General features: G+C 73.5%; 17 protein-coding genes. 6 read left to right on the top strand and 11 right to left on the bottom strand.

The window, feature by feature from the left end; all coding sequences use genetic code 11:
- Window positions 1-39: 39 nt before the first annotated feature.
- The 8 genes from PV350_RS24820 to PV350_RS24785 all read right to left on the bottom strand — a co-directional run bounded on the left by PV350_RS24820 (window position 40) and on the right by PV350_RS24785 (window position 8,008).
- Window positions 40-1,251 carry a universal stress protein gene (locus tag PV350_RS24820; protein WP_500336160.1) on the bottom strand — a complete coding sequence of 404 codons (1,212 nt, stop codon included), beginning with the start codon at window positions 1,249-1,251 and terminating at the stop codon, window positions 40-42.
- A gap of 15 nt (window positions 1,252-1,266) precedes the next feature.
- The gene (locus tag PV350_RS24815; protein ID WP_500336158.1) at window positions 1,267-1,800 is read right to left on the bottom strand and encodes a potassium-transporting ATPase subunit C; all 534 of its coding nucleotides are present in this window, start codon (window positions 1,798-1,800) and stop codon (window positions 1,267-1,269) included.
- Window positions 1,801-1,859: 59 nt separating this feature from the next.
- A complete protein-coding gene (kdpB, locus tag PV350_RS24810; RefSeq protein ID WP_500336156.1) occupies window positions 1,860-3,938 on the bottom strand; it encodes a potassium-transporting ATPase subunit KdpB in 2,079 nt (692 codons plus the stop codon).
- Between the two features lie 70 nt (window positions 3,939-4,008).
- Entirely contained in the window at window positions 4,009-5,697 is a 1,689-nt protein-coding gene (gene kdpA / locus PV350_RS24805) for a potassium-transporting ATPase subunit KdpA (protein ID WP_499510199.1), read from the bottom strand.
- Window positions 5,697-5,786 carry a potassium-transporting ATPase subunit F gene (locus tag PV350_RS24800; protein WP_499510200.1) on the bottom strand — a complete coding sequence of 30 codons (90 nt, stop codon included), beginning with the start codon at window positions 5,784-5,786 and terminating at the stop codon, window positions 5,697-5,699. The genes kdpA and PV350_RS24800 overlap by 1 nt, the downstream gene beginning before the upstream one ends.
- 242 nt (window positions 5,787-6,028) lie before the next feature.
- Window positions 6,029-7,129: a PLP-dependent cysteine synthase family protein gene (locus PV350_RS24795; protein WP_499510201.1), complete on the bottom strand. Its 1,101-nt coding sequence runs from the start codon at window positions 7,127-7,129 to the stop codon at window positions 6,029-6,031.
- 106 nt (window positions 7,130-7,235) lie between these two features.
- A complete protein-coding gene (locus tag PV350_RS24790; RefSeq protein ID WP_500336154.1) occupies window positions 7,236-7,610 on the bottom strand; it encodes a hypothetical protein in 375 nt (124 codons plus the stop codon).
- 38 nt (window positions 7,611-7,648) lie between these two features.
- Window positions 7,649-8,008 (bottom strand): ArsR/SmtB family transcription factor, encoded by a 360-nt coding sequence (locus PV350_RS24785; RefSeq protein WP_500336152.1) that lies wholly within the window; start codon window positions 8,006-8,008, stop codon window positions 7,649-7,651.
- A 61-nt stretch (window positions 8,009-8,069) separates the two neighbouring features.
- Between PV350_RS24785 and PV350_RS24780 the strand changes: the two genes are divergently transcribed.
- Window positions 8,070-9,182 (top strand): cation diffusion facilitator family transporter, encoded by a 1,113-nt coding sequence (locus tag PV350_RS24780; protein ID WP_499510204.1) that lies wholly within the window; start codon window positions 8,070-8,072, stop codon window positions 9,180-9,182.
- Window positions 9,183-9,459: 277 nt separating this feature from the next.
- Entirely contained in the window at window positions 9,460-10,194 is a 735-nt protein-coding gene (locus tag PV350_RS24775; RefSeq protein WP_499510205.1) for a hypothetical protein, read from the top strand.
- A gap of 19 nt (window positions 10,195-10,213) precedes the next feature.
- Here PV350_RS24775 and PV350_RS24770 read toward each other — a convergent pair whose 3' ends face one another.
- Window positions 10,214-11,155 (bottom strand): SDR family oxidoreductase, encoded by a 942-nt coding sequence (locus PV350_RS24770; protein ID WP_499510206.1) that lies wholly within the window; start codon window positions 11,153-11,155, stop codon window positions 10,214-10,216.
- A 195-nt stretch (window positions 11,156-11,350) separates the two neighbouring features.
- Between PV350_RS24770 and PV350_RS24765 the strand changes: the two genes are divergently transcribed.
- Complete coding sequence (locus tag PV350_RS24765) at window positions 11,351-12,022, top strand: ribonuclease FAU-1 family protein (protein WP_500336150.1); 672 nt, start codon at window positions 11,351-11,353, stop codon at window positions 12,020-12,022.
- Between the two features lie 21 nt (window positions 12,023-12,043).
- On the opposite strand, the gene PV350_RS24760 is transcribed toward PV350_RS24765, so the two are convergent.
- Window positions 12,044-12,988 carry a helix-turn-helix domain-containing protein gene (locus PV350_RS24760; RefSeq protein WP_500336149.1) on the bottom strand — a complete coding sequence of 315 codons (945 nt, stop codon included), beginning with the start codon at window positions 12,986-12,988 and terminating at the stop codon, window positions 12,044-12,046.
- Between the two features lie 247 nt (window positions 12,989-13,235).
- On the opposite strand from PV350_RS24760, the gene PV350_RS24755 reads away from it, so the two are divergent.
- The gene (locus PV350_RS24755) at window positions 13,236-14,435 is read left to right on the top strand and encodes an MFS transporter (protein ID WP_500336147.1); all 1,200 of its coding nucleotides are present in this window, start codon (window positions 13,236-13,238) and stop codon (window positions 14,433-14,435) included.
- Window positions 14,436-14,490: 55 nt separating this feature from the next.
- Here the strand turns inward: PV350_RS24755 and PV350_RS24750 are convergent, their stop codons facing one another.
- Complete coding sequence (locus PV350_RS24750; protein WP_500336145.1) at window positions 14,491-15,150, bottom strand: hemerythrin domain-containing protein; 660 nt, start codon at window positions 15,148-15,150, stop codon at window positions 14,491-14,493.
- A 472-nt stretch (window positions 15,151-15,622) separates the two neighbouring features.
- Here PV350_RS24750 and PV350_RS24745 point away from each other — a divergent pair, with 472 nt between their 5' ends.
- Window positions 15,623-18,682 (top strand): helix-turn-helix transcriptional regulator, encoded by a 3,060-nt coding sequence (locus tag PV350_RS24745; RefSeq protein WP_500336143.1) that lies wholly within the window; start codon window positions 15,623-15,625, stop codon window positions 18,680-18,682.
- Window positions 18,683-18,780: 98 nt separating this feature from the next.
- On the top strand, window positions 18,781-19,224 hold a 444-nt coding region (locus tag PV350_RS24740), incomplete at its 3' end, for a TetR/AcrR family transcriptional regulator (RefSeq protein ID WP_500336141.1).

Genomic DNA, 19,224 nt, shown 5'->3' with positions numbered 1-19,224 from the left:
AACGGGGCAGGTCATCCACGATAGATCGGCCTCACCGGTTCACCCCGACCAGGTGGGCTCGTCCGGAGCGGGCCCCTCCCCCGGGCACGCGCCGTCGGCGTGCCGGCCCGCTGCCGCCGGAGTGGCGGAGCGGGCGAGGATGTGGACGTCGATGCCCTCGGCGACCGCCAGGCGGGTGAGGCGGCGGACGGTGGAGCCGCCGCCCAGGAGGTGTTCCCAGCGCCCGCGGCGGCTGGGCCCGAGCACGATCCGGGTGACGCGGTGCTCGCTGGCGGCCCGTACCAGCGCCCGCGCCGGAACGTCGTCGGCGATCTCGATCCACGTGCCGCCGAAGTCCTCGGAGAGCTGCCGGACCGGCCGCAGTGCCGTGGTCCGCGGCGCCCGGTGGGCTTCGCCCGGGCGGATGTGCACGACGTACAGGTCCGCGTCGAGGCGGCCGGCGATGCGGCCGGCCCGGCGCAGCACCGTCTCGGTGCCCGGGGCGCCGGCGACTCCGGCCAGGACGCGTTCGGCGGTGTCCGGGGAGCGGCCCTGCGCGGTGCGGCGCATCCGGGCGAGCGACTCGGCGTCGGTCTCGCCGGCCAGGTAGCGCAGGGTGAGCTCGCGCAGCGCGGTGAGGTTCTCGGTCGTGAAGAAGCCTCCCAGGGCCTGGTGGATGCGTTCGGCCGGGTGGACGTTGCCGTGCAGCATCCGCCGGCGCAGTTGTTCGGGTGAGGAGTCGACCAGCTCGATCTGCTCGGCCCGGGCGGGCACGGCGTCGGGCACGCGTTCGCGGACCGGGGTGCCGGTGACGGCCTCCACGACGCCGGCCAGGCTCTCGACGTGCTGGATGTTGAGGGTGCTGATCACGCTGACGTCGGCGTCGAGCAGTTCGAGGACGTCCTGCCGGCGTTTTTCGTGGCGCCCGGAGCCGGGCACGTCGGTGTGGGCGGGTTCGTCGACGAGCACCAGTCCGGGCCCGCGGGCGAGGATCGCGTCGAGGTCCATCTCGGCGAACCGGCCGCCCCGGTGGGCGACCGTCCTCGGCGGGACGACCTCGAGTCCGGCCGGCGCCGCCGCCGTGGCCGGGCGGCCGTGGGTCTCCACGATCCCGGCCACGACGTCGCATCCGCGGGCGGCCCTGCGGGCCGCCTCGTCGAGCATCGCGTAGGTCGTGCCGACCCCGGACGCCATGCCCAGGTAGAGGCGGAAGCGTCCGGCGTCGGCGACCCTCGCGTCGGTACGGCCCGTCGCCGGGCGACCGGAGGACATCGGTTCCTCCCGGTCCTACCGCAGCCCGGCCAGCGCCTCGTTGAGCGCGAGGACGTTGACGTGGGACGCGCCCAGGAACCCGAACTGCGGCCCCTGCACGTGGGCGGCGACCAGCGCGCGTACCTGGTCGGCGGGCAGCCGGCGGGCCGCCGCGACGGCCTCGACCTGCGCGTAGGCGCCGGCGGGGCTGATGTCGGGGTCGATCCCGCTGCCCGAGGCGGCGACCAGGTCCGCGGTGGGCGTGATGCCCTGCTCGCGCAGGGCGGCTATGCGCTTCTCGTAGGTGTCGACCAGTTCCTTCGAGCGGGGGCCGAGGTTGGATCCGCCGGTCGCGGTCGGGTCGTCACCGTCGGGGCGGCCCTGGAACCACTGCGGGCCCTTCCACTGCTGTCCGACCCGGGCCGATCCGTGCGCACCGAGCGAGCCGTCGGCCTGGTGGCCGAAGAGCGCCTGCCCGATGCCGGTCTCGGCCAGCGGGTAGGCCAGTCCGAGCAGGACGAAGAAGACGGCCGAGACGATCACGCCCCGTCGCAGGTTCACCCACAGCATGACAACTCCCTGACGTTCTTGAGCTTGGGATGGTGCGGTCGTTCGCCGGCATGCGCGTCTCAGTAGGCGTGCAGGGCGGTGAGGACCATGTCGATGAGCTTGATCCCGAGGAACGGGACGACCAGGCCGCCGACGCCGTAGAGCAGTACGTTGCGGCGCAGGATCGCCGTGGCGCTGGAGGGCCGGAACCGTACCCCGCGCAGGGCGAGGGGGATCAGCGCGACGATGACCAGGGCGTTGAAGATGACCGCGGACAGCACCGCAGAGGTCGGGCTGTGCAGGCCCATGACGTTGTACGCGCGCAGTTGCGGGAACGTCGTCAGGAACAGGGCCGGCAGGATGGCGAAGTACTTGGCGACGTCGTTGGCGATCGAGAACGTCGTCAGGGCTCCCCGGGTGATCAGCAACTGCTTGCCGATCTCGACGATCTCGATGAGCTTGGTCGGGTTGGAGTCGAGGTCGACCATGTTCCCGGCCTCCTTCGCTGCGGTGGTGCCGGTGTTCATCGCCACGCCGACGTCGGCCTGCGCGAGCGCCGGGGCGTCGTTGGTGCCGTCACCGGTCATCGCGACCAGCTTCCCGCCGTCCTGTTCGGCCTTGATCAGCTCCATCTTCCGGTCCGGGGTCGCCTCGGCGAGGTAGTCGTCCACGCCGGCCTCCTGGGCGATGGCGGCGGCGGTGAGCGGGTTGTCGCCGGTGATCATGACGGTGCGGATGCCGATGGCGCGCAGTTCGGCGAACCGCTCCGCGATGCCCGGCTTGACGACGTCCTTGAGCTCGATCACCCCCAGCACCCGCGGCCCGTCGGCGACCACCAGCGGGGTGGCGCCGGCCGTGGCGACGCGTTCCACGATCGGGTCCAGCGCCGGGGGCAGCGTGCCGCCCTGCTCGACGACCCAGCGCTTGACCGCGTCCGCGGCGCCCTTGCGGATCCGCCGTTCACCGGTGTCCAGACCGGACATGCGGGTCGTCGCCGTGAACGGGACGAAGGTGTACGCCGGGCCGAGGTCGCGTTCGCGCAGCCCGCAGCGCTCCTTGGCCAGGACGACGATGGAACGTCCCTCCGGGGTCTCGTCGGCCAGCGACGCCAGTTGCGCGGCCTCGGCCACGGCTGCCTCGTCGTGGTCGCCGACCGGGTGGAACGCGGCCGCCATGCGGTTGCCCAGGGTGATGGTGCCGGTCTTGTCCAGCAGCAGGGTCTGCACGTCGCCGGCGGCCTCGACCGCCCGGCCGCTCATGGCGAGCACGTTGCGCTGCACCAGGCGGTCCATGCCGGCGATGCCGATCGCCGACAGCAACGCGCCGATCGTGGTGGGGATCAGGCAGACCAGCAGCGCGATGAGGATGACCACCGACACCTGCGTGCCGAAGAAGCTCGCCATCGGCTGCAGGGTGACCACGACGGGGAGGAAGACGATCGTGAGCGCCGCGAGCAGGATCGCCAGCGCGATCTCGTTCGGGGTCTTCTGCCGCTTGGCGCCCTCGACCAGGTGGATCATCCGGTCCAGGAACGTCTGTCCGGGCTCGGCGGTGATGCGTACCACGATCCGGTCGGAGAGCACGCGGGTCCCGCCGGTGACCGCTGAGCGGTCGCCGCCGGACTCGCGGACGACCGGCGCGGACTCACCGGTGATCGCCGACTCGTCGACGGACGCGGCCCCCTCGATGATCTCGCCGTCGGAGGGGATCACGTCCCCGGCCTCGCACACCACGACGTCGCCGGTGCTCAGCTCCGCCGCCGCGACGCGTTGCTCGGAACCGTCCCGGGCCAGCCGACGCGCGTCGGTCTCGGTGCGGGTGCGGCGCAGGGCATCGGCCTGCGCCTTGCCGCGGCCCTCGGCCATCGCCTCGGCGAAGTTGGCGAACAGCACCGTCAGCGCCAGCCAGACGGTCACCAGCCAGACGAACAGGGTCGGGTGCGCTATCGACTCGACCAGGGTGACCACGGTGCCGATCAGCACCACGAACATGACCGGGTTCCTGACCTGCACCCGCGGGTCGAGCTTGCGGACCGAGTCCACCGCCGCCTGCCGCAGGATCCGCCGGTCGAACAGGGCGCGCCGGTTCACCACGCCGCGCGGGCCCTGCGGCGTTCCCGGTCCGGCCTCCGGGGCGTAGAGGACATGGACGTCCGACATCACAGCTTTCCTTTCCACATGTGCCGCACGCGCGGCGACCGCGCTGACAGGGGGACGTGCTGGGCGCGCATCAGAAGAACCCGTGGCTGACGTGCTCGACCAGCGGGCCGAGGGCCAGGGCCGGGAGGAACGTCAGGGCGCCCACGATCAGGACCACGCCGACGAGCAGGCCGACGAACATCGGCTTGTCCGTGCGGAAGGTCCCCGGCCCGGCCGCCACCGGCTTCTTCGCGGCGAGGCTGCCGGCCAGCGCCAGCACCGGGATGATCATCCCGAAGCGGCCCAGCAGCAGACCGATGGTGCCGGTGATGTTGTAGAAGGGCGTGTTCGCACTGAGCCCGCCGAACCCGGAGCCGTTGTTGTTGGTCTGCGAGGTGTAGGCGTACAGGATCTCGGAGAACCCGTGCGGCCCGGCGTTGAGCGGACCGGCCCGGCCGGCGCCGATCGCGGCTGCGATCGCGGTCAGCACGAGCACCGTCATCGGCATGACCAGGATGCCGAGGGCGGCGTACTTCACCTCTCTGCCCTGGATCTTCTTGCCCAGGTACTCCGGTGTCCGCCCGACCATCAGCCCGCCGAGGAACACCGCGAGCACCGCGAACAGCAGGATGCCGTACAGCCCGGTCCCGACGCCGCCGGGGCTGACCTCGCCGAGCATCATGCCGGTCAGCAGCGCGAAGCCGCCGATCGGGGTGTACGAGTCCGCCGCGGAGTCCACCGAGCCCGTCGACGTCTGCGTCGAGGTCACGTTGTAGAGGGAGGAGGACGGCACCCCGAACCGGGTCTCCTTGCCCTCCGTGTTGCCGGTGCCGGTGTCGCTGACGCCCACCGCGGCCATCGCGGGACTGCCCTGGTGCTCGGCCACCGTGGCCATCGTCAGCCAGCCGGCGAACAGCGCCGTCATCACCGCCAGGATCGCCACGCCCTGGCGGAGGCTGAACACCATCTTGCCGAACACGTAGGTGAAGGCGACGGGGATGCTCAGGATCAGCAGGACCGACAGCAGGTTCGTCAGGCCGGTCGGGTTCTCCAGCGGGTTGGCACCGTTGGCGTTGAAGAACCCGCCGCCGTTCGTGCCGAGTTGCTTGATGACCTCCTGCGAGGCCATGGGGCCGCGGCCCAGCAACTGGCTCGCCCCGTTGAGGTCGTTGTGCAGCGACACCGCGCCGGACAGGGTCTGCACCGCGCCCTGGGCCATGAAGACGATCGCCGCGAGGAACGCGATCGGCAGCAGGACGTAGATCGTGCCGCGCACGAAGTCCACCCAGAAGTTGCCGATCGTCGCCGACCCCCTGCGGGCGAACCCGCGCACCAGTGCGATGGCGACCGCCATCCCGACCGCCGCGGACAGGAAGTTCTGCACCGCCAGGGAGCCCATCTGCGAGAGGTAGGACATCGTCGTCTCGCCCGAGTACGACTGCCAGTTCGTGTTGGTCACGAACGACACCGACGTGTTCCACGCCGTGTCCGGCCGCACCGCACCGAAGTGCTGCGGGTTGAAGGGCAGGGACCCCTGGAGCCGGAAGAAGCCGTAGGTGACCAGCAGCGCCACCGCGGAGAACCCGATCACCGACGCGGCGTACCTCTGCCAGGTCTGCTCCGCCTCCGGCGACACCCGCAGCGCCCGGTATACCGGCCGCTCCAGCCACCCGAGCCAGCGGGCGCGGCCCTCGTACACGGCGACCATGTACGAGCCGAGGTACCGCCAGCACAATCCCAGGACGACGACCATCACCACGACGGTCCACGCGAACGCCATCAGAACCGCTCCGCCTTGAACAGCGCCACGCCCAGATAACCGAGCATGACGATCGACACCAACAACAGCACCACGTCGGTCGCGCTCACACCCGCTCCAAGCACCAGATCAAGCCCAGAGCGGCGGCGACGAACCCGACGATTCCGATCACAACCCAGATGTCTGCCACGCATGCAGCCTGGCGTCGCGCGCGGTGGCGGCGTGGTGAAAGCGGCGGCCCCGCCGGTGGAAGAAGGGTGAACGGGGGAACACGCCCCGGAAAGCGACGGGGCGGCCGTGTCCGCCGTGCCGGCGGCACGGCGGACACGGCCGCCCTTGCGGGGGCACCGCCTCACACGGACTCGGGCGCCTCCACGGGGTGCGCCGGCGGGGCGATGAGCGACGCCACGGGGTTCGTCACCGTGCGGCAGCGGGTCCAGCCCGCCGCCTCACCGTCGGTGGGCGAGGCGACCTCCGTGGGCTCCGTGGCGGGCGCGGTGCCGAGCAGCCCGCGGTCCCGGCAGTAGTCGTCGTCGTAGATCGTGGAGAGGTAGCGGTGCGGCCCGTCGGGGAAGACGGCCACGATGCGTGCCTCGGCGGAGTAGGTGCGGGCCGCCCATCCCGCGACGAGGGCGACCGCACCGACGCTCCAGCCGCCCGACGCGTAGTGGGAACGGGCCAGGGCACGACAGGTGTGCACGGCCTCGGCCGCGGCGACCCAGTGCACCTCGGTGAACTGCTCGTACGCCACGTTGCGCGAGTGGATGCTGCTGCCCAGGCCCCGGACGAGACGGGGCCTGACGGGCCGGCCGAAGGTGATCGAACCGACGGTGTCCACCCCGATCACGTGCAGGTCCGGGTTGACGGCGCGCAGCGTGCGGCTGATGCCCGCCGAGTGGCCGCCGGTGCCGACGCTGGTGACCAGGACGTCGACCCGGCCCAGTTGCTCGATCAGTTCCGCCGCCAGGGGCGTGTAGGCGTCGGCGTTGTCGGGGTTGTCGTACGGGTCGGCGCACCAGGCCCCCGGTTCGGCCGCCAGGAGTTCGGTCACGCGCCGGCGGCAGGCCTCCTGCCAGCCCTCGTAGGGGTGGGCGTCGCGGACGATGTCGAGGCGGGCGCCGCGTGAGCGCAGCAGGCGCTTCATGTCCGGCTCCAGGTCCGGATCGGTCACGAGCGTGACCGGGTGGCCGAAGACCCGTCCGGCGAGCACCAGTCCGAGGCCGAAGGCGCCGCTGGTGGACGCCACGACGGTCGCGCCGGGAAGGAGGTCGCCGCGCTCGCGTGCGCAGCCGACCATGTGGAGGGCGGAGCGGTCCTCGATGGCGCCGGGGTTGGCGCCTTCCAGCTTCGCCCAGAAGCCGCGTCCGGGAGGGGTGAGGGGGTGGGAGATCCACAGCAGGGGGGTGTCGCCGACCGCGGAGGCGAGGTCGCGGCCGGTGGTGGGCTCGTTCATGGTGTCCGCTTTCTGGAATCGGGAAGAGTGCCGTGCACGGCTCACCCACCGCCGGTGCGCACACGGGCAGGGGTGAGGGACCGTCAGCCGGTCCGGGGGGCGTCTTCTAGATGCGCCAGAGGCAGAGGACGGACGGCGCCGCAGTCGCTATGCGGGCGTCGGGGGCCGGGTCGCTCCCCGGCGTGTTGTGCGAGGCGGGCACCTGTCCGGGCGCCGCTTCGGCGGCGCCGGTCTGCGCGGGGCCGGTCCCGTGCTCGCGTGGCCCGGTGCGGGACCCGGGGAGCTCGGCGGAGCCCGGGGAGCAGTCCTCACCGGGGTGGTGGGGAGTGACGGGGTGCGGTCGCTCCTCCGCGTTCTTCAGATGAACGTGCGGGTGCAGGCAGCTGTGGGCGTGCGCGGGCGAGCCGGCCACGGTGAAGCAGAATGCGGCCAGCAGCGCAACGAGGAACGTCGGGCACGTTCCGCGGTGGCGGCCTCGCACAGGCCGCACATTACGGCATGGAACATCCCGGAACGCGCTCAGGCGTGCGGCGGTTTGCCGCTCAGATGGTGGTCCGCGAGGTTGAGCACCTCGTCGACGAGCCTGCGCAGATGGCCGTCGGAAAGCGCGTAGATCACCCGGCGGCCCTCCTTGCGGGAGGAGACCAGGCCCGCGATCCGGAGTTTGGCCAGGTGCTGGCTGACGGCGGGACGGGCGGCGCCGACCCGCCCGGTCAGCGTGGAGACGTCCGCCTCGCCCGCGGTCAGGGTGTGCAGCAGGGCGAGGCGGGTGCGGTCCGCGAGGAGGCTCAGGAGCTCGGCCCCGCGGACGTAGTGCTCGGTGCCCGGTTCTCGCGGGTGCGCACCATACGCAGGTGACAGGTGCATGCGTGCGTTCATATGCACATAATGGGGGGAAGGCTCAGCCCGTGTCCACCCACGACTCCCCGGAGGCGGTCCCATGAACGGCCGGCACACGCACCCCCAGCACGACCACGGCCACGGGCAGGAACACGGGCACGACCACGGGCACACGCGAGGCCACGGCGACGACCACGGCCGCTCCGAAGGCCACGGCCCCCGGAGCCTGGCACGCCTGCGCCACCGGCTGGGACACCTCCTGCACCCGCACTCGCACGAGTCCGCCGACAAGGTGGACGGAGCCCTGGAGTCCTCCGCCGAAGGCATGCGGGCCCTGTGGATCTCGCTCGCGGTCCTCGGCGTCACCGCGATCGCCCAGGCCGTGGTCGTCGTCCTGTCCGGTTCGGTCGCGCTCCTGGGCGACACCGTGCACAACGCGGCCGACGCCCTCACCGCCCTCCCGCTCGGCGTCGCGTTCGTCCTCGGGCGGCGGGCCGCCACGCGGCGCTTCACCTACGGCTACGGCCGGGCCGAGGACCTCGCCGGGATTGTCATCGTCCTCACCATCACCGCGTCCGCGGGCTTCGCCGCCTGGACCGCCGTCGACCGCCTCCTGCACCCGCGGGACGTCGCCTACCTGCCCGCCGTGGCCGTCGCGGCGGTGCTCGGCTTCATCGGCAACGAATGGGTGGCCCGCTACCGCATCCGCGTCGGACGCAGGATCGGCTCCGCCGCGCTCGTCGCCGACGGCCTCCACGCCCGCACCGACGGCTTCACCTCGCTGGCCGTGCTGCTCGGCGCCGCGGGGGCCGCGATGGGCTGGCGCCTGGCGGACCCCATCGTGGGCCTGGCCATCACGGCGGCCATCCTGCTGGTGCTCCGCGACGCGGCGCGCGAGGTCTTCCGCCGCGTCATGGACGCCGTCGACCCGGCGCTCGTGGACGACGCCGAGCGCGCCCTGCGCGAAGTGCCGGGGGTCCGGGAGGTGGGCGAGCTGCGCCTGCGCTGGATCGGGCACCGGCTGCGCGCCGAGGTCGCCGTGGTCGTCGACGGGAACCTCACCGTGCGTCAGGCCCACCACACGGCTGTCGCGGCCGAGCACGCGCTGCTGCACGCGGTCCCCCGCCTGACCGCCGCCCTGGTCCACGCGGACCCCGCACCCGTCCCCGGTGCGGCCGACCCGCACGCCGAACTGGCCCATCACGCCGCCTGAGAGGCACGACCCGGCCCGCGGGCGCGCCCGGGCGACCCGGCCGCGCCCCCTCCCGGACGCCGCCCGCGGGCCGACCCGATGCGGCGTCAGCCCGCAGGACCCGAGGTGCCGGACACGTCCGGAAATGCCGCCGTCGCGCGCGCATTCGCCGTGACATTGCTGGGCATATCTTCCGATATGCATCGGATTCGACACCTTCGACTGGTTCCTCCACCCCGTGCGCATGAGTGCGGCGGCGGCTGTCACTGGGTGAGGTGGGCGCGTGGGCATAGTGGGGATGACCTTGACCGTCGTGATCCTCGTGCTCGCTGGAGCGGGGCGGCGGCTCCGCCGATACCCCGGCGGCTGGAGATTCGCGCTCTCCGGCCGTCATGAAGCCGACAGGGACGCCCTGGACCGCGCCCGGCGGGCCGTCCGCAAGCTGCGTCGCGGGGCGCGGCGCGAACTGGCAAGGGCGCAGGCGCAGGTGGCACGGGCCGATCGTGCCCACCGGCGTCGCGTCGGCGACGCCGAACGGCACCTCGCGCGGCTGCGCCGGCCCGGCAAGGGCGCATTCGTCGCCGCACTCGGGAAAGTGTCCCTGCACGCGCACGTGATGGTCATATCCGGGCGGGAGACGAAGGTGCTGCAGCTGGACGGCCTGCAGGTGCGGTTCGAGCACAGCCCGACGGGCCATCACCTCTACCTCAGGCGGCCGGACGGGGTGCATCTGGAGTCCTACCCGCCCGGGGAGCACGGCGAGGACGGCGTGCGCCGCTTCAGCGTCCGCGTCGAGAACGCCGTCGCCAAGGAGAACAGGTTCCGCACGGAGCTCGCCACGGCCGTCAAGAAGGCGGAGGACGCCCTCAAGGCCGCGCACGCCGATACCGGCCCCGCTCAGGACGCCCGCAGGTGGCTGGGCATGCTGACCGCCCGCCAGAGCCGCGACCCGGCACTCGCCGGAGCGCTCGCGGGCCTGGAGGCCGCCCGGGACCGCTGGCAGGGGCTCACGGGACGACGCCCTCCGCCGTAGGCGGGTGGAACGGACGCCCTCACCGCGGCGGGCGCTCCGGCCGCTGCGGCTCGACGGGCGACGTGAAGGCGTCCCAGTCGGCGCGGCCGCCGGCCCCCATGACGGCGGTGGCGGACCCCAGTTCCGCACCTGAACGGGCACGCAGCTCGCGCCGGGCCATCCACGAGACCACCGGGGGGAACAGCGGCCGCAGCGGCTGGCAGAAGCGCAGCCACGGTGGCGCGTACACATGGTGTGCGCGCCGTGCGATGCCCGTGGCGAGCCAGTCGGCGACCTGGACGGGCGAGTGGACGCGGCGTGCGAACGACGGCTGGTTCTTGCGCAGGGCACGCAGTACGGGGTGGTCGTCCAGATCCACGATCATGTCGGTGCCGGTCCAGTGGAGGTAGGCGATGCCGACGGTGACGCCGTCGGGCTCGACCTCGCCGCGCAGGGCCTGGGCGAAGGACTCGGCGCCGGCCTTGGACGCGCAGTAGGCGCTCATCAGCGGGGCGGCGGAGAAGGCGGCGGTCGAGGCGATCTGCAGGAAGTAGCCGCGGGTCCGCGTCAGCTGGGGCAGGAAGGCCCTGGCCGTGTTCGCGGCCCCCACCAGGTTGACGTCGATGACGCGTTGCCAGAGTTCGGCTTCGGTGTGGGCGAAGGGCCCGCCGGCGGCGATGCCGGCGTTGGCCACCACCACGCTGGCGGGGCCGAGTTCCTCGTCGACCCGCCGGGCCGCGTCTTCGAGTGCCGGGCGGTCGGTGACGTCCGCCTCGACGAAGATGTTCGGGCGGGGCAGGGAGGCCGCCGCCTGGCGCAGGGTCGCCTCCTCACGGCCCAGCAGCGCGACCCGCATGCCGGCTGACGACAGGTGCAGGGCGAGCGCCTCGCCGACTCCCCGGGCCGCGCCGGTGACGACGGCCACGCGCCCTTCCAGCGGGGCCGTCGCCCTGCGGCTGCGTACGCTGGTACCGGTCGTCATCACGGGCACACCGTTCGATCCTGGTTCGGAAGCGGGGGGGCACCACCGAGTGAAGCCGAGGTTCGGGCTCCGTGCCGCGTGCCGCGTCGGACGGCCGTGGGGCGGCCACTCGAACGGAGGCCTGGACACGTGCGACGTACGCTCACGGCGTCGGGCACACGCCGTCCCACGGCGGACGAGTCGAGGGAGAAGACGATGAACACCCACCGGGCCGGCCGGACGGCCGTGCGCCGCGATGTGCACCGCAGCGGCCGTGTGTGGAGCGAGCACGCGCTCCGTGTCCTCGCCGACACCGGCACCGCCCTGGTGACCGCCTGTGCTCCCGGCGCGCAGACCCGCTGGCCCGTCGCCTACGCGCAGGCCCGCGCCACCGGCGACCGCACGGTGCGCACCGACGCGATCGACGCCCTCGCCGCGGGACGGTGGGAGCTCACGTCCGGGCGGTGGCAGGAGACCGAGCTGCGGATGTGGAAGCCGCCCACCGCCTGGTTCAGCGTCAACGCCTTCTACACCGAAGCCGGGCTGCGGAACTGGTACGTGAACTTCGAGCGCCCCACGATCCGGACCGCCGACGGGTTCGACACCTTCGACCTCATCGTGGACCTGCTCGTCGCCCCCGACCTGAGCAGCTGGGAGTGGAAGGACGAGGACGAGTACGCCCACGTCCGCAGGCTTGGCGTCGTCACCGACACCGAGCACCGGGCCGTCGACGCGGCCCGCGAACAGGCGCTGGCGATGCTCGAGGAGCGTTCCGGACCGTTCGGCGAGGCCGCCGCGTGGGCGGCATGGCGATGGGAACCGGCCTGGCCCACACCGCGTCTGCCGCTCGCCGTGCCCCGACGCGCAGGCCAGGAAGGTCACTTGTGAGCAGCGCTCACGGGGACGGGATCAACCCCGCGCGGCCGCCGACCAGTCCCGGGACGCGTCCGCGCCCCAGCTCGCCAGCAGGCGCAGCGCCTCTTCCGACGCCGAACCCGGCTCGGCGTGGTACGTCGACAGTGACTGCTCCTCGTCGCCGGGGAGCGCAAGGGTCTCGTAGCGGAGGGTGAGCGCGCCCGCCAGCGGGTGCAGCAGCCGCATCCCGCCGTGCGACTTCCGCTTGACGTCGTGGGCGGCCCACAGCGACCGGAAGTCCGCACTCTTCGTGGAGAGCTCCCCGACCAGCGCCGCGAGTGCCGGATCGTCGACGTGCCGGCCGGCGTGCATCCTCAGCTGGCCCACCACATCGGCGGCCTTGGACTCCCAGTCGGCGAAGAGCCGTCGGGCCGCCGGGTCGAGGAAGGTGATCCTGGCCCAGTTCCGGTCCTCAGGGGCGCGCACCTCCCAGTCGCCGAAGAGCGCGGACGCCGTGCGGTTCCACGCCAGCACGTCGGTGCGGCGGCCCCACACGTACGCGGGGACGCCCTCCAGGGCCGACAGCAGTTCCCGGAGCTCCGGCCGTACCTGCCGGCGCTCGGGCGCGGGCCGGGGCTTGCGCCGCTTCGGCTCCGCCAGGTGCAGCAGGTGGGCGTGCTCCGACTCGGAGAGCCTGAGCGCCCGCGAGATCGCGCCCAGCACCTCCACGGACACGTTGCGGCCGTTGCCCTGCTCCAGGCGCGTGTAGTACGCCACGGACACCCCGGCGAGCTGTGCCAGCTCCTCCCGTCGCAGGCCCGGCACCCGGCGCCGGCCGAACTCGGCGAGCCCCACGTCGGCCGGCTTCAGCCGGGCCCTGCGGGTGCGCAGGAACTCGTTGAGCTCCGAGCGCGCGTCGAGGTGCCGCCCGGCGCCGGGTCCCGGACCGGGATCCGGCCCGTCTCCCGGGCCGGTGCGGAGGTCGGGGTGGGTGGCCATGCGCTCCAGTATCACGCCGGATGCCGTGCGGAGCCTGTCCCTGCCGGTGGTAGTCACGCGGGACGTAGGCAGGGCGGGGCTCTGGGTGACGCCGGACGGCCGGAGCAGCCTGGACGAGCCCCGGAGACGACCACCCGGGGTCACGCCATCCCGGGGTCACGCCCTCCGTGCCCGCTCCGGATCGCGTGCCGCCCGACCCGTCCGCCCGCACGGCGTCGGGTCACACACAGCCCATGGACCACGAAGAATGACGGAAACGACCACCACAGGTCCGTCCACCCCAGCACGCGGACGGGACCGCCTCCCCGGGAGGGCCCTCTTCGGCCTCTTCCTCAGCGGGTTCGTCGGCATCCTCACCGAATGCCTGCCCGCCGGCCTGCTGCCGGAGATCAGCGGCACGCTCCACACGAGCGTCTCGCTCACCGGCCAGACCGTGACCATCTACGCCCTCGCCACCGCGATCGGGGCGATCCCGCTGACCCGGGCGACGGCAAGGTGGCCCCGCAAGAACGTGCTGCAGCTCGCGCTCGGCACGGTCGCCGTCGCCAACGCCCTCACGGCGCTGTCCGACGACTACGCGCAAACCCTCGTGATCCGCTTCGTCGCCGGCCTCGGCACCGGGCTCGTCTGGCCGCTCCTCGGCGGTTACGCCGCCCGGCTCGCCCCCGAGGGACGCCAGGGCCGCGCCATCGCCATCGCCCTTGCCGGAACCCCCGTGTCGCTGGCGCTGGGCGTCCCGCTGGGAACCTGGCTGGGCGCCCTCGGCGGGTGGCAGCTCGCCTTCCACGCGTCCGCGGCCCTGACCGCGCTGACCATGGTGTGGATCCTGGCGACGCTGCCGAACCTGCCCGGCCGGTCGGCCGACGAACGCTTCACGGTCCGGCAGGTCCTGCGCCTGCCGGGGCTGCGCACCATCCTGTTCGCCCTCGCCACCTACATGGTCGCCCACAACATCCTCTACACCTACGTCACCGACCTCCTCGGGTACCTGGGCATGGGCGGCCAGGCGGGCTGGGTGCTGTTCGCCTTCGGCGTCACGTCCATCCTGAGCGTCCTCGTCGTCGGCACCCACATCGACCGGCACCTGCGCAGGCTCGTCGTGGGCAGCACCGCGCTGTTCGCGCTCACCGTGCTCGTGCTCGCCGTGTGCTCCGGCGTGCCCGCGCTGGTCTACGTCGCCGTCGCGGCGTGGGGCTTCGCCTTCGGCAGCTCCCCGAGCCTGTTCATCGGCGCCGCGATCAACGCGACGGGGGCGGCCGCCGACGTCGCGCAGTCGATCACGATCACGGTCTTCTCCTCGTCCATCGCCCTGGGCGGCCTCATCGGCGGCCTCCTGGTCGCGGACCTGGGGACCGCGTCGATCACCTGGGCGTCGCTGGCCCTCCTGGTCGCCGCCGCCGCGGCCGTGACCGGGGGCAGGAGGCACGCCTTCCCCGCGGGGGCCTGAGGCCGGGCGGCCGTCACCGTGGCGGGGCGTACCGCGCCGCCCTACGGTGACCGGGTCAGACCCCGACGCGGGGCGGGGTCGGCGTCCCGTGCACGCGCTTGGCGTGCGAGGCGTACAGGCGCGGGGCCAGGAGCGGCATGATCAGCCGGGGCACCAGCGGGGCGTGCGAGAGGACCGCCTTGATCACCTCGGGGTCGCCCTCGTACATCACCATGCCGAAGGCCAGCGGCAGGTCCTTCTTCGGGCTGTTGGCCATGCCGTGCTCACCGAGCTCCGCCCACTCCGCCGCGGTGATGTGCTCCTCGGCCAGCGGGAGGATCTCCTTCTCCTCCAGGGCCATGTGCTCCAGGAGCCTGCTCAGCAGTACTTCGAGGGCCGCGGCGAGGGCCTCGCCGTCCTGGGCGGTGGCGCGCCACCCCGGCAGGAGCGCGGTCACCCCGGTGAGGGCGGTGTCGATGCCGTGGTGCTGCGCCTCCATCGTGGGCACGATGGCCGCGGTCCGCTCGCCGCCGCGCTCCAGGAGGCGCGGCCACACCACCTTGTCCTCGCCCTCGTGGTGCAGGTGCAGGATGAGGCACACCTTGTCGGCATGGTCCGCCACGATCCCGGCGCGCCGGGTGTCACCGGCCTCCACGTCCCGGACGAGTTGCGGGAGCAGGCGGAACTCCCGGCGCATCATCGTGTGCGCCATGAACATGTCGCGCACATCGGCCATGGGTTCGCTGACTGTCGGTACTGCTGCCACTGCTGAAGCCTCGATTGGTGGGGGAGATCGCGGAACGGAGCTTCGCATGCTGTCAGCGGCAGCGGCCCGCACGCATCGGGAGAATTCCCGATCCCGCGCCGGAGTCCGCGCCGCACGGCCGCCCGACGGGCGCCGCAGGGCGGTCGGGAGTTCTCCCGATGCGCGGAGGGCCCGGCTCCGCCAGCATCGGAAGGGCTCCACCCCGGCGGTCCGTCGGAGCCGCGGATTCGCGGGGACCCCCGCCCGCGAACGCTGCACCCTGTGGTCGAGCCAGTCGGGGGGCTCGCCACGGGGGTCGCTCCCCGCCCGGCCCGGCCCCACGGGCGGGGAAGGACCCGCACGTTGCTACCCTTCGGCGAGAATTGTCCGCATGACCACGACGGGGGCACGCCGCCCCGGTACCCGGTGGTCACCACCCACAGGTCCCCACAGGTCCCCTCGGATGAGCGCCTCCCTCCCGGCACAGACCCGCGTCAGCCCCGTCTTCGTGGGCCGCGAGGCCGAACTGGCCGAGCTGCTGCGGGCCGCCGGGGCCGCGGACGGCGGCGACCCCCAGGCCGTCCTCGTCCGGGGCGAGGCCGGGGTGGGCAAGACGAGGCTGGTCGGGGAGCTCCTGCGGTCGCTGGAGCCGAGGGCGGCCGTCGCGGCGGTCGGTGGCTGCGTCGAACTCGGCGGCGACGGCCTGCCCTTCGCCGCGTTCTCCGAGGCCCTGCGCGTGCTGTGGCAGCGACTGCCCGACGAGGTGCGCGCGGCGAGCGCGGGCCATGAGGAGCTCCTCGCCCGGATCCTGCCGGACCCGGGCGGCGTGACGCCCGTCGACCACCGGGACGACGACGTGACGCGCCTGTTCGAGCTCACCACCCGCGTCCTGGAGCGCCTCGCCTCGGACCGCCTGGTCGTACTCGTCATCGAGGACCTGCACTGGGCCGACGCCTCCACCCGCAACCTGCTGGGTTACCTGTTCCGCACCAGGCGGCGCGGCAGGCTGCTGCTCGTGGGGACCTACCGGTCGGACGACGTCGACCCCCGGCACCCGCTGCGCCCGCTGCTCGCGGAGCTGGGCCGGCTCAGGTCCGTACGCCGTGTGGCGCTCCCCCGGTTCACCCGGGGCGAGGTCGGCGGACAGCTCACCGGCATCCTCGGGGTGCCACCGGACCCGGCGGTCCTCGACGACGTCTTCGCCCGCTCCGACGGCAACGCCTTCTTCGTCGAGGAGCTCGCCGGCGCCGGCGAGCTCCTCGACGAGCTCCACGACGTGCTGCTGACCCGGCTGGAGGCGTTGCCGGAGACCAGCCGGCGCATCCTGCGCACGGCCGCCGAGGGCGGGACGGTGACCGGGTACGCACTGCTGCGGGAGGTGGCGGGGCTGCCCGAGGACGAGCTGATCGAGGGGCTGCGCGCGGCCGTCCTCGCCCACGTCCTCGTCCCCGAACCGGGCGGCTCGGACTACCGGTTCCGGCACTCGCTGGTGCGCGAGACCGTCAGCGAGACCCTGCTGCCGGGCGAACGCGCCCTGATCAACCGCCGGTACGCGCAGGCGCTGGAGGCCGACCCCGCGCTCGTGCCCGCGGTGGAACTGTCCTGCCGTCTGGCCCGGCACTGGCACGCCGCGCAGGACTCCGTGAAGGCCCTGCGGATGAGCGTCGCGGCGGCCGAGGAGGCACGTCACTGCTACGCCTACGCCGAGCAGCTGTGGCACCTGGAACGGGCGCTCCAGCTGTGGGACCGGGTCCCGGACGAGGCCCGTGCCGCCCTGCCCGCCCCGCGCTGCCCGCAGACCTACCCGCGCGGTGGCGCCGGGCACGCGGGGCCCGGGCTCGACGGGAACGGGCACGCCGCGCCCCGGCTCGACGGGAGCGGACGCCTCCGCCTGGAACTGCTCGCGACCGCCACCGTCGCCGCGCTGCACAGCGGCAGCCTCGACACGGCACTGCGCCTTGCCGACACCGCCCTGGAGGGCCTTCCTCCGGAGGACGAGCCGCACCGGTTGCGCGCCGCCTGGTTCCGCACCCAGCGGTCCCGGCTGATCCAGGGACTGAACCGCGGCGACGGATGGCAGGACCTCGAGACGGCGCGGAAACTGGTCGACGGACTGGTCCCGTCGCCGGTGCACGCCGACGTCCTGGTCCACATCGCCAACTGGAGCGCCGTCCACCGTCCCGGTACGGACAACCGGGCCGCCACCGACGAGGCCGTGCGGTACGCGGCCGCCGTGGGCGCCGAGGCACTGGAACTGCACGCCCGCATGACCAGGTGCCTGCTGGACGCCGGGACCGACCGTGACGGCGCCGGCGTCGCCGAGTTGTACGAGGTCAGGCGGCGGGCGGAGGAACTGGGCGAACTCGGCATCGCCGGGCGGGCGAACCAGAACCTGCCGTCGATCCTGGAGGGCATGGGCCGTTCCCGGGAGGCCGTCGCGGCCGCGGACCACGGCATCGCGCTGTGCCGGTCGCTCGGGCTGGCCGACCACGAGGCGTGGGTGCACTCCAACAGGGCGATCAGCCTCTTCTCCCTGGGCCGTTGGGAGGAGTCCGAGGCGGCCCTCGACGAGGCCGCCTCGGTCGCCCGGTCGCGGCTGCCGCGCTGGACGTTCGCGGCCCGCCGCGCGTACCACCTGCTCCACCGCGGTGACGCGGACGGCGCCGCCCGGCAGTTGGCGCTCGCCGAGCGACTGCGCGGCACCGAGCGGCTGCGGGCCGAGCTCCTCGGCGCCCTCAGCCACTGCACGATGGAGATCGCGGCCGCCCAGGGCCGTCTCACGGACGCCCGGGCCGAGTTCCTGCGGGCCGACGCCGCGGGCCTGACCACCGGCCCCGTCCGCTGGTCGCTGCCGCTGCTGCGCACCGCGGCGGCGGTCGAGGCCGAGGCCCGTCGGTCCTCCGCCCTCGGCGGTGCCTCGCCCGAGGTCCTCGCCGCGGTACGCCGCGCCGCCGGCCGGCTCGACGTCGTCTTCCCCGTCTGGGCGGCGTACGAGCGGCTGCTCCACGCGGAGTTGGCACGCGCCGAGGGGTCCGACGACCCGGCCCTGTGGTCGAAGGCCGTGGCCGGCTTCACGGCGGCCGAGCGTCCCTACGAGACGGCGGCGGCGCTCCTCGGCGAGGGACGCGCCCTGCTCACCACCCGCCGGCACCGCGCCGCGGCACTCGACCGGCTCGGCCGGGCACGGCGCATCGCCACCGACCTCGGGGCGGGCCTGCTCCTCGCGGACGTCGAAGCGGTGACGCGCCGGGCCGGCACGGGCCCGGCGGACGAACAGGGCCCGCCCGCGACCGCCGCCACCGCGACGGAACCGGCGACGCCGTTCGGGCTCACCCCGCGCGAGTCGGAGGTGCTGGGGCTGGTCGCGAGGGGCTACAGCAACCGCCGGATCTCCGAAGAGCTCCACATATCGCAGAAGACGACGAGCACGCACGTCTCCAGCATCCTGGCCAAGCTGGGTGCCTCCAGCCGCACCGAGGCCGCGGCGATGGCGCACCGCCACAGGCTCCCGTCCTCCCCCTGAGGGATTCCGAGTTCGGGAATTCTCCCGATGCCCGGGACGACTCCGGCCTGCCAGCATCGGTCCCGACGTCACAACATGCTTCGGCCAGGAGTCCGTACGTGAGGCACGACCACGACCCGCCGCTCAGGGAGCGGGTGGACGCCGCGCGCAACCGCGCCGCGATACTCAAGGCAGCCGCCCGTCTCTTCGCCGAACACGGCGCGGACGGCGTCTCCATGGACCGGGTCGCCGTCGCCGCGGGCGTCGGCAAGGGCACCGTGTACCGCCGCTTCGGCGACCGGTCCGGACTGGCCTCCGCGCTCCTGGCCGCCCGCGAACGCGAACTGCGGGAAGCCGTCCTCGACGGACCGCCCCCACTCGGCCCCGGAGTCCCGGCCGAGGACCGCCTCGCGGCGTTCGTCACCGCCTACCTCGACCACGTGGCCGGGCACCTGGACCTCCTCCGCGCCTCCCAGACCGCGCACCCGGGCGCACGCCACCGCACCGCCGCCTACCGCTTCTGGCACGACCACCTGACGACCCTGCTCGCCACCACCCCCGAC

The sequence above is a fragment of the Streptomyces sp. PA03-6a genome (genome assembly GCF_033792765.1).
Taxonomy (GTDB): Bacteria; Actinomycetota; Actinomycetes; order Streptomycetales; family Streptomycetaceae; genus Actinacidiphila.
The sequence above is the reverse complement of the archived record's forward strand: the minus strand, read 5'-3'. Positions and strand labels throughout refer to the sequence as shown.

Excerpts from the sequence above, each read along its gene's own strand:
- PV350_RS24775 (WP_499510205.1), top strand. The coding sequence starts at position 9,460 with ATGACCTTGACCGTCGTGATCCTCGTGCTCGCTGGAGCGGGGCGGCGG.
- PV350_RS24765 (WP_500336150.1), top strand. The coding sequence starts at position 11,351 with ATGAACACCCACCGGGCCGGCCGGACGGCCGTGCGCCGCGATGTGCAC.
- PV350_RS24755 (WP_500336147.1), top strand. The coding sequence starts at position 13,236 with ATGACGGAAACGACCACCACAGGTCCGTCCACCCCAGCACGCGGACGG.
- PV350_RS24795 (WP_499510201.1), bottom strand. The coding sequence starts at position 7,129 with ATGAACGAGCCCACCACCGGCCGCGACCTCGCCTCCGCGGTCGGCGAC.
- PV350_RS24780 (WP_499510204.1), top strand. The coding sequence starts at position 8,070 with ATGAACGGCCGGCACACGCACCCCCAGCACGACCACGGCCACGGGCAG.
- kdpA (WP_499510199.1), bottom strand. The coding sequence starts at position 5,697 with ATGGCGTTCGCGTGGACCGTCGTGGTGATGGTCGTCGTCCTGGGATTG.
- kdpB (WP_500336156.1), bottom strand. The coding sequence starts at position 3,938 with ATGTCGGACGTCCATGTCCTCTACGCCCCGGAGGCCGGACCGGGAACG.
- PV350_RS24760 (WP_500336149.1), bottom strand. The coding sequence starts at position 12,988 with ATGGCCACCCACCCCGACCTCCGCACCGGCCCGGGAGACGGGCCGGAT.
- PV350_RS24770 (WP_499510206.1), bottom strand. The coding sequence starts at position 11,155 with ATGACGACCGGTACCAGCGTACGCAGCCGCAGGGCGACGGCCCCGCTG.
- PV350_RS24820 (WP_500336160.1), bottom strand. The coding sequence starts at position 1,251 with ATGTCCTCCGGTCGCCCGGCGACGGGCCGTACCGACGCGAGGGTCGCC.
- PV350_RS24745 (WP_500336143.1), top strand. The coding sequence starts at position 15,623 with ATGAGCGCCTCCCTCCCGGCACAGACCCGCGTCAGCCCCGTCTTCGTG.
- PV350_RS24750 (WP_500336145.1), bottom strand. The coding sequence starts at position 15,150 with ATGGCCGATGTGCGCGACATGTTCATGGCGCACACGATGATGCGCCGG.
- PV350_RS24815 (WP_500336158.1), bottom strand. The coding sequence starts at position 1,800 with ATGCTGTGGGTGAACCTGCGACGGGGCGTGATCGTCTCGGCCGTCTTC.
- PV350_RS24785 (WP_500336152.1), bottom strand. The coding sequence starts at position 8,008 with ATGAACGCACGCATGCACCTGTCACCTGCGTATGGTGCGCACCCGCGA.